11 protein-coding genes and 2 pseudogenes are annotated in these 12,232 nt (G+C 37.6%); all 13 read left to right on the forward strand.

From position 1 onward, the window contains the following. The first annotated feature begins 24 nt into the window (after positions 1 to 24). The 13 genes and pseudogenes from ACQ86H_RS02050 (at position 25) to ACQ86H_RS02110 (ending at position 12,230) form a co-directional block, all read left to right on the forward strand. Positions 25 to 2,555, forward strand: a pseudogene (locus tag ACQ86H_RS02050) (SLBB domain-containing protein). Between the two features lie 3 nt (positions 2,556 to 2,558). Next, on the forward strand, positions 2,559 to 3,659 hold the full coding sequence (locus ACQ86H_RS02055; RefSeq protein WP_431293698.1) for a Wzz/FepE/Etk N-terminal domain-containing protein: 1,101 nt from the start codon (positions 2,559 to 2,561) through the stop codon (positions 3,657 to 3,659). A 5-nt stretch (positions 3,660 to 3,664) separates the two neighbouring features. Then, a complete protein-coding gene (locus ACQ86H_RS02060; RefSeq protein WP_431293699.1) occupies positions 3,665 to 5,116 on the forward strand; it encodes a flippase in 1,452 nt (483 codons plus the stop codon). Continuing rightward, positions 5,113 to 6,003: a glycosyltransferase family 2 protein gene (locus ACQ86H_RS02065; RefSeq protein WP_431293700.1), complete on the forward strand. Its 891-nt coding sequence runs from the start codon at positions 5,113 to 5,115 to the stop codon at positions 6,001 to 6,003. The genes ACQ86H_RS02060 and ACQ86H_RS02065 overlap by 4 nt, the downstream gene beginning before the upstream one ends. A gap of 230 nt (positions 6,004 to 6,233) precedes the next feature. Beyond that, positions 6,234 to 6,374 (forward strand): annotated as a pseudogene (locus tag ACQ86H_RS02070) (hypothetical protein); the annotation flags it as partial. After that, a complete protein-coding gene (locus ACQ86H_RS02075; RefSeq protein ID WP_431293701.1) occupies positions 6,375 to 6,857 on the forward strand; it encodes a hypothetical protein in 483 nt (160 codons plus the stop codon). A 700-nt stretch (positions 6,858 to 7,557) separates the two neighbouring features. Continuing rightward, on the forward strand, positions 7,558 to 8,037 hold the full coding sequence (locus tag ACQ86H_RS02080; RefSeq protein WP_431293702.1) for a hypothetical protein: 480 nt from the start codon (positions 7,558 to 7,560) through the stop codon (positions 8,035 to 8,037). Between the two features lie 21 nt (positions 8,038 to 8,058). Then, complete coding sequence (locus ACQ86H_RS02085) at positions 8,059 to 8,769, forward strand: glycosyltransferase family 2 protein (protein WP_431293703.1); 711 nt, start codon at positions 8,059 to 8,061, stop codon at positions 8,767 to 8,769. After that, positions 8,766 to 9,680 carry a glycosyltransferase gene (locus ACQ86H_RS02090; RefSeq protein WP_431293704.1) on the forward strand — a complete coding sequence of 305 codons (915 nt, stop codon included), beginning with the start codon at positions 8,766 to 8,768 and terminating at the stop codon, positions 9,678 to 9,680. Before ACQ86H_RS02085 ends, ACQ86H_RS02090 begins: the two co-directional genes overlap by 4 nt. Then, positions 9,681 to 10,286, forward strand: a complete 606-nt coding sequence (locus ACQ86H_RS02095; protein WP_431293705.1) for a sugar transferase — start codon at positions 9,681 to 9,683, stop codon at positions 10,284 to 10,286. Positions 10,287 to 10,289: 3 nt separating this feature from the next. Continuing rightward, the gene (locus tag ACQ86H_RS02100; protein WP_431293706.1) at positions 10,290 to 10,928 is read left to right on the forward strand and encodes a hypothetical protein; all 639 of its coding nucleotides are present in this window, start codon (positions 10,290 to 10,292) and stop codon (positions 10,926 to 10,928) included. 10 nt (positions 10,929 to 10,938) lie between these two features. Next, positions 10,939 to 11,169 (forward strand): acyl carrier protein, encoded by a 231-nt coding sequence (locus tag ACQ86H_RS02105; protein ID WP_431293707.1) that lies wholly within the window; start codon positions 10,939 to 10,941, stop codon positions 11,167 to 11,169. A gap of 5 nt (positions 11,170 to 11,174) precedes the next feature. Next, positions 11,175 to 12,230 (forward strand): ketoacyl-ACP synthase III, encoded by a 1,056-nt coding sequence (locus tag ACQ86H_RS02110; RefSeq protein ID WP_431293708.1) that lies wholly within the window; start codon positions 11,175 to 11,177, stop codon positions 12,228 to 12,230. The last annotated feature ends 2 nt before the right edge of the window (positions 12,231 to 12,232 follow it).

The raw sequence follows: 12,232 nt of genomic DNA on the forward strand, positions 1-12,232 counted from the left end.
ATTAAATAATACTTCCTATACCTAATGAAGTTGAAAAACATATTTACAAGCTTACTGTTTCTGATCATACTTACTGTATTCCAGGTGTCAATGGCTCAGACAAATTATGCAAATGTGAAGGTTGACGATCTGACTGATACGCAGGTCAGGCAATTAATGCAACGTGCGGAATCTATCGGTTATAACGATGCACAGTTGGAGCAGATGGCTGCTGCACAAGGGATGAAAGCCGATGAAATTCAAAAACTACGGCTAAGGGTAGAGAAAATCAGAAAGCAGGACGGGACGACAGGTGGTAATGCACAGCGCAATAACACGCTGAATAGAGATGCAGAAGAAAGCGATGACCGGTCAAGAACAGCGGTCAGGATCAATAGTGATTCAACAAGAATTACAAAGTCGAACAATACTAATAATAGAAACACAACTGAAACCGATATCTTCGAAGGCTTAAAGCCAAAAATTTTCGGAAAAGAACTGTTCTCCAGCAGCGGCCTTACATTTGAGCCTAATCTCAGAATGGCCACTCCCAGGGGTTACGTAATTGGTCCTGATGATGAACTTTTGGTCGACTTGAGTGGGGACAATGAGGCCAGTTATAAATTGAAAGTTAGTCCTGATGGCATTATACGTCTGCAATATGTCGGAAATATAGCTGTAGGTGGTCTAACCATTGAACAGGCGATCAGTAAAATCCGGTCGGGTCTTGCCCCACTTACCCTTCACTAAGAACGGGCAGAACTACCGTAGCTGTAAACTTAGGGAATATCCGCACGATTAAAATTACGCTTGTTGGAGAAGTTGTGAAACCGGGCTCTTACTCTCTCTCTTCCCTTTCAACTGTATTTAATGCCTTAAATGCTTCAGGAGGACCTAATGAAAACGGATCATTCCGTAAGATCCAGGTCATCAGAGGAAACAAGGTGGTGGCCACTATTGATGTGTACGACTTCCTGCTCAATGGTGTCCAGAAAGGAAATATCCGCCTACAGGATCAGGATGTGATTAATATCCCTGTTTATGAAAAACGTGTTGAAATGTCTGGGGAAGTTAAAAGACCTGCCTTGTTTGAGGTCGTATCGGGTGAAAGCCTTGCAGACCTCCTGCGTTTTGCCGGGGGCTTTTCTACGGAGGCTTATAGTTCAAATGTTAAAGTGTTACAAAATACCAGTAAAGAGCGGAAGATTATCGATGTTTCCAGCACGCAATTCAATAATTATAGTCCTCAGAATGGAGATAAGGTTATTGTAGATGCGATTTTGGACCGTTTTGCCAATAAGGTCCAAATCGAAGGAGCCGTTTTTCGTCCTGGTATGTATTCGTTAGAAGATGGTGCTACTTTGAAAAGCCTGATTACGAAAGCCGACGGCTTGAAAGAAGATGCCTTTTTAAACAGGGGGTATATTAACCGGTTGAATTTCGACAATACCGCCAGTTTGATTTCTTTTGACGTTGCTAAGATCATGTCTGGTGCGCAAGCCGATATTCCGCTTCAAAGAGAAGATAAAGTAACCATATCGTCTTTGTTTGACCTGAGGGATGAATATAAGCTGAGTATCCAGGGAGAGGTGAGGCAGCCTGGTACATTTGAGTATGCAGACAACATTAGTGTCGAAGCTTTGATTCAAATGGCAGGCGGGTTTAAGGAAGGTGCTACCCCCAGCCGGATTGAAATTTCCAGGAGGGTTAAAAGTGCAGATACTGCAGGTAAAACTTCACGCACGGCAGAACTATTTACCCTTTCTGTTGACCGAAACCTTAAAATTGAGGGGCCTACCTTTGTTTTGCAACCTTTTGATATTGTATCCGTAAGAAATGCTGAAGGTTATTCTATTCAGAAACAGATCAAGTTGGAGGGTGAAGTTCTCTACCCTGGTGTATATACCATTACCAATAAAAATGAGCGTATTTCTGATGTGATCAAAAGAGCCGGCGGACTCACTTCTTATGCTTACGCTGAAGGAGCAAGTTTGAAACGCCCGGGAGCTGAAAAAGTAAATCCAGCAGATAAGAATGCGATTAACAATAAAGAAGAGGAAGAAAAGAAATACCTTAACTTAAAACGGGCGCAGGAAGCTGGTACAAAAGATACGCTATCTGCAGAGATTGAACAGAAATTGATTCAAAGTGACTTAGTTGGTATTAATCTTGAGCGCATCATCGAAAAACCACTAGGCAAATATGATTTGATTGTTGAAGACGGGGATATTATTCGTGTTCCACGTACCTTACAAACTGTGCGTATTACAGGAGAAGTACTCAATCCAAATAGTATAGTCTATCTGCCGGGAAAAAGTTTAAGGCAGTATATTAATGGAGCAGGTGGCTTTACCTCGAATGCGAGAAAAGGTGGAACCTATATTAAATATGCCAACGGATCTGCGGCGGCGGTGAGCAAGTTTTTGTTCTTCAGCAATTATCCTGTTGTGAAGCCTGGTGCAGAAATCTTGGTTCCTAAGCGCGCGGAAAGAGAACGGCTAACGGCGCAGAGTTGGATTGGGATTGGCACGGCTGTTGCTTCTCTAGGTGCTATTATAGTTAGTTTATTGAGGTAACTTATGAAATCAGAGACTTTGTATCAAAAGCCCGATACTAATAATAATGAAGTAAGTTTTAACGACCTTTTAATAACAATTAAAGGATGGTATAGATACCTGCGTTCAAAATGGCTTATCATTTTTGTTCTAGGACTGATAGGAGGAATGCTTGGATACGCCTACGCATATTTTACAAAACCAATTTATGTGGCTACCAGTACCTTTGTTTTAGAAGAAGGTGACAAAGCCGGCTCTTTAGGACAGTATTCAGGTCTTGCCTCAATGGTTGGTGTTGATTTAGGTGGTGGGGGTGGTTTATTTCAAGGAGATAATATTATTGAGCTTTATAAATCAAGAACAATGATTGAGAAAACGCTTCTGACTCCTATTTTTTATAACAATAAATCACAACTGCTGATTGATCGATATATTGAGATCAATAAATTAAAGAAACAATGGGCTAAAAACCCTGAATTAGTAAGTTTGAATTTTGGGAAAACCGAACCATCAAGACTCAAGGATAGTATTATAGGTAAAGTTGTTTTAGACATCAGGAAGAAGTATTTAACTGTTGCAAAACCAGATAAGGCTTTAAGCATCATCAAAGTGGAAGTAAAAGGAAAAGATGAAATATTTTCTAAGGAATTTAACGACCAGATGGTTAAAAATGTTAATGACTTCTATGTCCTGACAAAAACGAAAAAATCTATGGAAAATTTGTCCATATTACAGCATCAAACAGACTCTGTTAGAAATATACTCAATGGAGCTATTTACAGCGCAGCTCAAGTAAATGATGCCACCCCTAATCTTAACCCTACCCGGCAGATACTTAGGGCTCCTGCCTTAAGATCTCAATTCAATGCCGAAGCCAACAAAACGATTCTCGCCCAATTGATACAACAGCTTGAACTAGCAAAATTATCGCTCAGAAAAGAAACACCTCTTATCCAGGTGGTAGACCAACCTGTTTACCCGCTTGAGAAAGAATTTTTGGGAAAGATAAAAGGAGCAGTTTTGGGATGTATGGTTTTTTGTTTGTTAGCATGTATTGTTCTTTTGATCAGGATGGCCTCTAGTTCAAACATAAATTCCAACAATTATGGAAGAACTCATATTTGATATTTATGATTAAAATTCAATCCACAAAATCAAATTTCGCCTATAATATCTTATTAACCATTAGTAATTTTCTTTTTCCCTTAATAAGTTTTCCATATATCTCCCGAATAATCGGACCACAAGGGATTGGTAAAGTTCAGTTCTTGACTACTTTCGCTCAATATTTTGTGTTAATAGCCGCGCTGGGCATACCTATTTATGGCGTTCGTGAAGTTGCCAAACTCAGCGGGGACCGTAATGCTTTCAGTAAGTTGTTTTCTGAACTTTTTATAATCAATGTCATATCATCGCTAGTTATGCTCGCGTGCTATTTGGCAATAGTTTTGACCTTTAGCCGATTTTCAAATGAACTTGATTTTTACTTAATTGCGGGACTTTTGGTGCTTTTTGGCTTTACATCCATAGATTGGTTTTACAGTGGATTACAGGAATTCAGATTTATTACTATCAGGTCTGTTATCATCAAAATCATTGCACTTGTAGGCTTATTTCTTTTTGTAAAGACCGAGAGCAATGTTCGGACATATCTATATATTACCATTTTCTCTATAATTGGAAACAACATCTGGAACCTCTTTCATCTACATAATACGGTGGATTTCCATATGAGAGAGTTGAGGCTTAAGCGGCACTTGTCTATACTCATTACTCTTTTCAGTACCAGTATATCAACTAGTATCTATACTGTAATGGACACACTATTGCTAGGTTTTTTTACCGATGATAAAACAGTTGGATATTACACAGCCTCTATCAAACTAAATAAAATAGCAATTCCATTGATTGTATCTCTAGGGGTAGTGCTGATGCCGCAGATTTCAAAAAGTATCGCTGCTGGTACCAAAACCCTGACACAAAATTTAATAGATAAATCTTTTGCATTTATCTGCATAATAGGAATTCCCATATCTATTGGCCTCTGTGTTACAGCGCCTGAAATCATGAGGATTTTTTCGGGCAAAGAATTTATACCTGCGACATTCACAATGCAGATTGCATCTCCCTTGGTTTTTTTTATAGGGCTGGGTCATGTTTTCGGTCTACAGATTTTAGTTCCCTCCAATCATGAGAAGTATTATTTGTTTGCAACAATCTGTGGAATGATTGTAAGTCTGGTAGTCAATGTTATTCTTATCCACATTATCCAAGATAAAGGAGCCGCAGTTGCAACAGTACTTGGCGAATTTGTAGTCTCTGCTGTTTCTTATCATTATATTACAACAAAATTGAGCTATAAGTTTGAATGGTCACTCGTATTAAAGAGTATTGCCTCCTGTATCATCTTTATACCTATTGCGGTTGTGAACCGTATGTGTTTTGGAAATGATTTTATTGTATTAGTTATTTCCGCGATGCTATCGTTCTGTAGTTATTTTATGATCCAGCTTTTTGTATTTCGCGATAAGATGTCTCTAGAAATTATCAAGATTTTTTCTGCTAAAATAGGTTTAAAATGAGGAAGGGAATCTCAATAGCTATGGCGTGTTATAATGGCGCTGGTTATATCGCACAGCAGTTGCAATCCATTTTTTTACAAACTTTAAAACCGCAGGAGATTATAATCGTTGATGACTGTTCTACTGATGATACAATACAGTTGTTATTGGAGTTGCAAAATAAACATCCTTTTTTAATAAAACTCTATAAGAATGATACAAATTTAGGACCAGTTAAGTCCTTTAAGAAAGCAATTAGCCTTTGTAATTTTGATTATATTGCACTGGCTGATCAGGACGATATTTGGGAGCTCAATAAACTCGAATTATGTAGTTCACATCTTGAACGCATCCATGAAGATGGTATTCCGGTGATGGTTTACTCAGATCTGAAGGTGATTGATAGCAATGGTACATTACTTGCTCCCTCATTTTGGGATCTTCAGGGGTACAGACCCAAACAAACGGGATTTAGTGACTTATTGATTGGCAATATTGTTACAGGATGTACAATTATGCTGAATGTTGAAATGAAACACGAAATTGAACTCATGCCTGATCAGGTAATAATGCATGATCATTGGATTGCACTTGTCGCTTATGGCATAGGCAGGGTCGAAGCAATTTCTGATACACCAATTAAATATAGAGTTCACCATTCAAGCGTAACAAATAAATCTAGAATTAGTCTGAGGGGACGATTAAAGTTATTTTTTAAGAATATAACGGATTTCAAAGGAACATATCTAAAGGAAAATATTGAGCAGGCAAAAAAATTCCAGGAACTTTACCGAGGTCGTTTAGACAGCGATCGTCTGGCTGCCACAGCGAAAATAATTTCTCTTAGCCCAAGAAAAAGCTGGTATAGGAAATTCTATATAGGTTTTACAAAGTATATCAATCGTTAAATGGGGAACTTAGGTGAAATAGCTTCTGTAATAGATGACTTAGTTATTGTAATTGTAGCTTATAAAACAACCTTAACTGACTCTTCAACCTTTAGAACCCTGTCTGAGGCGGCTACTTATGTAGAAAGTAAACTTGATGTAATCATATATGATAATAGTCCAGAACCTTCGGATACCCCCTGGAGGATCGGCTCAATATTCTGTATATACATAATGGTGAAAATCCAGGCATTAGTAAAGCATATAATGAGGCTGCTAAAATTGGACTGGATCGTGGGAAGAAGTGGATCTTATTTCTTGATCAGGATACAACTCTTTCGAACAAGTCGATTGCAAGCTATGCAGGAGCAATATTTGCCAACAAAAAAATCATGGTGTTTGCCCCTGTTTTGGTAAGTTCAGAAGGAAACATTATCTCTCCTGTTTTGTTTAGAAAAAGAATGGGCTATTCTCCAAAGCAGATTACCTACGGTGAAAACAGTTTAGCTAAACTCTCTCCCGTAAACAGTGGGCTATGTGTCTCCTTATCCCTATTTAGTTGTGTAGGGGGATATAATGAAGCAATCCCATTGGATTATAGTGATTATGACTTTATTGACAGGATAAAGCTGAAAACTACAATTTTTTTTATTATTGAGCTTAGACTTCAGCATGAGTTATCAGCATCTGAAACCCCCTCACTTGTTTCGTCTTTAACTAGATTCAGATTTCTTTGCATAGGTTTAAAGCAATCAAGTAAGAGTCGTAGCGATGTCTTTTTTAGCCTTGTAGTTGGTCTAAAAAGAGCAGTAAAGTTGACAGTTGTCTACAAAAATATCAGGTTTTTTAAAATACTATTTGATGAATTCCATTAGACAAAGTCCTCCGCTAGATAAATGGGTAAAGAAACTAGTCAATATTTTTTTATTATTGATGATAGTTGAATTAGTCGTGGGGGGAGGAGGGAGGTTTTTCGAAATTGGCCCAGTGACGCTCCGGATGTTGTTTTATTTTCTTGCTATTCCGTTATCTGTCGTTCTAATATGGCTAAAACAAAGAGTTGATCGACAGGTTTTTTATTGGATTCTTGCCTATTCTGTGGTTCTATTAGTCGGAACTATAGTTGGAATAGTAAATGGCAATCCCCTGGATTTAATTATAGAGGATCTTAAACCTTTAATTTTTTTTATGTTCTTCCCTTTTTTTCGATAACCATTAACAATAGAAAGCAACTAGATTCAGTAATTGCAGTAATTCAGCGGTCGAGCCTTTTTCTAGGATTTTCGTATATTATGTTAATCCTCTTCATTCTTACAGGGATTATAAATTTTAATGCTTTTTACACTTTAATGGAGCCTTATGGGGAGGTGCTTTTTAGAGGAGGGCAGTTGTTCTTTTACAAAGGTTTTTTGTTCTTATGTGTCGGCTTTTTTTACCTTTCATCCTGGGAAGATAAATAAATTCTTTTCACTGGTACTTTTTGTTGCGATAGTGCTCACTTTAACACGGGGATTTATTTTAATGACTATCCTGGTGACTATATTTCATCTTGTATTCCTTTACAGGAATAAGATTGTGAGTTTTTTGGTGCTCATGGGATTGGTCGCGGCTATTTTAATCGCAATTCCCTTTTATCTGGAGGGGCTCGGTGACAGGGCTGAGTCAGATGCAATCCGTGTTACACAATTCCAGGAAGTCATTGATAAGACAAACCCCATAAATTTTTTTATAGGTGATGGTTTTGGCAAAGGAATCCCAATTAGGCCCATCCATATGGAGATTTCTTTTCTTGAAATTTTTAGTAAACAGGGGGTTTTGGGAATTTTGTTCTGGCTTATCCTTTTTGTTGTAATTAGCTATAAATTCCTCATAATTTACAAAAGCAAGAAGAATGTCAACTACCTGGCTCCATTTTATCTAAGCGTGACATTCGTATATTTGCAGTCAATGACAAATCCTTTCCTAAATAATCCAATTGGAATGTCTATTGTATTGATCAGTCTAGTTGTATTTCAGATAAAAGATTTAGCACCTGAATCTCACATAAAAGACTAACTTAATAATATACAAAAATCTATGAATATTTCGGTTTGCATGGCATCCTATAACGGAGAAAGATTTATCCGTAAACAGATCGATTCAATTATGATTCAGTTGGGAGAAGATGACGAACTGGTTATCGTTGATGATCAGTCAAATGATAATACCGTCAGCATTATACAGTCATATTCAGATAGACGGGTAAGGCTATTTACAAATCCGAGAAATTTGGGTGTAGTTAAATCTTTTGAAAGAACGATAATGCTTTCAAAGAATAACTATATTTTTCTTTCAGACCAGGATGACATTTGGAAAATTGACAAGGTTCAGGTAATCATGCAAAAGTTTTTATTGGATGACGATATTAGTATGATCCTGAGTAATGCAGAGTTTATTGATGAGACTGGTAAACTCTCCGGAGAACTTTTTTACCCCAAAGGTTTTTCTGGCTCCTTTTTTGGTAATCTTAAGCGGAATAATTTTTTGGGTTGCTGTATTGCATTCAAAAAGAAAGGATTTAATACTATTTTTCCTTTTCCTGAAAACCTGCCGATGCATGATGTGTGGCTAGGATTAAATCATATTTTATATGGGAAAATTCATTTTGTAAACCGTCCACTTATTAGCTATCGCCGACATGGCGGAAATGTGACCACAGGTAAAAGTGCGCCTTTTGCTACGATGATTAAATGGCGATGGGTTTTGATAAATTCTTTATTTAAAAGATTTTTAAACCGTAAAAAATGAAAGTATTAGTATTAATGGCCGTTTATAATGGCGCAAAATATATTAAAGAGCAAATTCAATCAATCTTTGCGCAAGAGGGAGTTGATGTTCATCTGATCATTGCAGATGATTCCAGTACCGATGACTCTGTCGAAATAATCAAAGGATTTATTCTAAATGGCGCACCTATTGAGCTGGTTACAAGAGAAGAAGGAACGGGCAGTGCAGCTAAGAATTTTATGAGCCTTATCAAACTGGCAAAAGACTATAGTAAATATGATGCTTTTTCTTTTTCAGATCAGGATGATATATGGCTACCTGCCAAATTAAAGTCTGCTACTGATATGTTATCACGGCACAATGCAGCACTTTATATGTCCAATCTAATTATGTGGGACGAGGTAAGCGGTGATAAGACAATTTTAAGAAGGGACGCTAGACTCAAGAAATTTGATTATTTATTTGAAAGCGGTAGCGCAGGATGTACATACGTTTTAGGCAAAGATTTTTTTTCGCTTTTAAGAGAGCAGGCATTCAAAATATCCTACCATAATTGGAAGGGGTTTTCACATGACTGGCTGATCTACTTTTTGGCGAGAATAAACGCTTGCAAAGTAGTGATTGACCCAGTACCCAATATCCTCTATCGGATACATGCCAACAACGTTCACGGTCATCTAAATAAATCCTCTATCTCATCTTTTCGGGCAAAATTGAAATTAGTACAGAATGGATGGTATCTAGGTCAAATTGAGGGTTTTTTGCCTCTGATTGATAGGGATGGTACCGAGCGCAAAATATATAATTTATATAAAAAAGGAATTTTATTTAGATTATTTGTATTAGTACGTTATAATTTTGGCCTAATAAGGAATCCAACTAAATTAATTCAGTTTGGGTTTGTTAGTTTACTTCCTCAAAAAAATATCTAGATGTATACTTCGTTATTTAAAAGATTAATTGACTGTTTAATAGCTATTACAATATTTGCTTTTTTATTACCTGTCTTTCTGATTATTGCTCTGTTGTTAATGATTCTAAATAACGGAAAGCCATTCTTTTTTCAGCCGAGACCTGGTAGGCATGGAAATATATTCAACATCATTAAGTTTAAAACAATGAATGACAATAGAGATGAGAACGGACTCCTTTTAAATGATACGGAGCGAATAACACCAATTGGAACGTTTATCCGTAAAACCTCACTGGATGAACTTCCCCAATTGATAAACGTGATAAAAGGAGACATGAGCCTGGTCGGTCCCAGACCATTATTGCCCCAATACCTGCCTCTTTATGACCGAGAGCAAAAGCGTAGGCATAATGTCCGTCCCGGAATAACAGGATGGGCCCAGGTCAATGGCAGGAATGCGATCTCTTGGAAAGAAAAATTCATTCTCGATTGCTATTATATAGATCACATCTCTTTTGGTTTAGATTTACATATTCTTTACCTTACCTTTGTCAAAGTTTTCAAAAGAGAGGGCGTAAACGCATCTGCTAATACGACAATGGAAGCTTTTAACGGGAATAACTGATCAATGAGAGATATTATAATTTATGGTGCCGGGGGATTTGGAAGAGAGGTACACGTACTTTTGAAGCAAATTAATTTACATGGGCCGACTTTCAATATAATGGGATTTGTTGACGATAATCCAGCTTTGGAAAAAGGTGAGGTCAATGGTTTGCCTGTTTTGGGAAATATTGAGTTTCTAACAGGCTTTGAAAGGCGGGTGGAAGTTGTCGTCGCATTGGTTCACCCGACAAAGAACGAACTTGTTGACAAGCTAAAGTCAAACCCAAATCTCATTTTCCCAAATGTTATTCATCCGGGTATTTACTGGGATGATACCAATCAAATCGGAGAGGGTAATGTATTATGCCATGGTATGAATCTAACCTGCAATATAAAGATTGGAAATTTTAATGTGTTCAATGGAAGGGTTGGCCTCGGCCACGATGTCTCCCTTGGAAACTATAATCTATTCGGCCCTAATTCATTCATTGCAGGTACTGTTACTGTAGGAGATTTTAATATCTTTGCAATGAACTCTTCAGTTATACAACAGAAGAAGATCGGAGATTTTAATAAAATAAATTTAAATTCTGTCATAATAAGAAATACTGGAAACCATGGAGTGTACTTTGGTGTTCCTGCAACAAAACAATCATTTTAAAAAAAGCATTATGGATATTAACGATTTTATAAAAAACTTTGCAGACCAATTTGATGAAACGCCTTTAGAACAGTTTTCATCATCTACCAACTTTAGAGATATCGACGAATGGGATTCATTGACTTCTTTGTCTATTATTGCGATGGTAGATGAGGAATATGGTGTTAAACTGACAGGTGAGGACTTCAGAAATTCAAACACAATTGAAGACATATTCAATTTGGTGAGTTCTAGGGTATAATTATTATGGCCTGTTTTACAATACCCAATGTTAAATTAGTCGGAATCTCAGCCTGCGTTCCTAAAAAGGTGATTTCCAACTTGGATCACCCGTATTTTTCCGCTGAACAGATGACCCCCTTCGTCAATAGCACAGGAGTGAACCAGAGGCATATCGCATCAGAAGAACAGACAACTGCCGATCTATGCTACAAAGCTGCAGAAGACCTGATAACAAAGTTAGGGTGGGAGAAGTCAGAGATTGATTTACTGATATTGGTCACCCAAACTGCCGACTATAAACTACCAGTGACCTCCGCGATACTTCAGGATCGGTTACATTTGCCAACGAGTTGCCTCGCTATGGACATTCCCCTTGGTTGTTCGGGATATGTCTATGGTGTATCGACCATTGCATCTTTAATTAACTCTGGTGCGGCCCGCAAAGGGTTACTTCTTGTTGGAGAAACGAACTCAAAAGTGGTTTCTCCGTTTGATAAAAGTACTGAACCACTTTTTGGTGATGCAGGAACAGCATCAGCATTTGAATATGATGTCAATGCTGTCCCAATACCTTTTTCTTTAGGTACGGACGGTAGCGGTTACAAAGCAATCATCATCCCCGCTGGAGGAGCAAGGAATAAAACGGATGAAACATCACTGGAATTTGAGCAAGTAGAAGATGGGATAAAGAGGAACCAATGTTCTCTTGTAATGGATGGAATGGACGTGTTTTCTTTCGGAATTTCAAGAGCGCCATCAGCAGTGAGGGAGTTAATGGAATATACGAATCAGGATATCGAAGAAATTGATTATTTTGTGTTTCACCAGGCCAATCTTTTTATGAATAAAAAGATCGTAAAAAAACTGAAGATACCAGAAGAAAAGGTTCCATATACTTTAGGCAAGTATGGGAATACGAGCTCGGCAACCATTCCCCTTACGATAGCCTCTGAATTGAAGGATAAACTTTCTTCTGGCAGGAATCAGCTGCTTTGCTGTGGTTTCGGAGTCGGGCTATCTTGGGGTACAATGGTATTAAATACAGAAAATCTTATTGTAACAGATATTACCCAAATTTAAGT

Source organism: Pedobacter sp. P26, assembly GCF_050632135.1.
Taxonomy (GTDB): domain Bacteria; phylum Bacteroidota; class Bacteroidia; order Sphingobacteriales; family Sphingobacteriaceae; genus Pedobacter.

Excerpts from the sequence above, each read along its gene's own strand:
- ACQ86H_RS02100 (WP_431293706.1), top strand. The coding sequence starts at position 10,290 with ATGAGAGATATTATAATTTATGGTGCCGGGGGATTTGGAAGAGAGGTA.
- ACQ86H_RS02090 (WP_431293704.1), top strand. The coding sequence starts at position 8,766 with ATGAAAGTATTAGTATTAATGGCCGTTTATAATGGCGCAAAATATATT.
- ACQ86H_RS02055 (WP_431293698.1), top strand. The coding sequence starts at position 2,559 with ATGAAATCAGAGACTTTGTATCAAAAGCCCGATACTAATAATAATGAA.
- ACQ86H_RS02065 (WP_431293700.1), top strand. The coding sequence starts at position 5,113 with ATGAGGAAGGGAATCTCAATAGCTATGGCGTGTTATAATGGCGCTGGT.
- ACQ86H_RS02060 (WP_431293699.1), top strand. The coding sequence starts at position 3,665 with ATGATTAAAATTCAATCCACAAAATCAAATTTCGCCTATAATATCTTA.
- ACQ86H_RS02095 (WP_431293705.1), top strand. The coding sequence starts at position 9,681 with ATGTATACTTCGTTATTTAAAAGATTAATTGACTGTTTAATAGCTATT.
- ACQ86H_RS02085 (WP_431293703.1), top strand. The coding sequence starts at position 8,059 with ATGAATATTTCGGTTTGCATGGCATCCTATAACGGAGAAAGATTTATC.
- ACQ86H_RS02110 (WP_431293708.1), top strand. The coding sequence starts at position 11,175 with ATGGCCTGTTTTACAATACCCAATGTTAAATTAGTCGGAATCTCAGCC.
- ACQ86H_RS02105 (WP_431293707.1), top strand. The coding sequence starts at position 10,939 with ATGGATATTAACGATTTTATAAAAAACTTTGCAGACCAATTTGATGAA.
- ACQ86H_RS02075 (WP_431293701.1), top strand. The coding sequence starts at position 6,375 with ATGGTGTTTGCCCCTGTTTTGGTAAGTTCAGAAGGAAACATTATCTCT.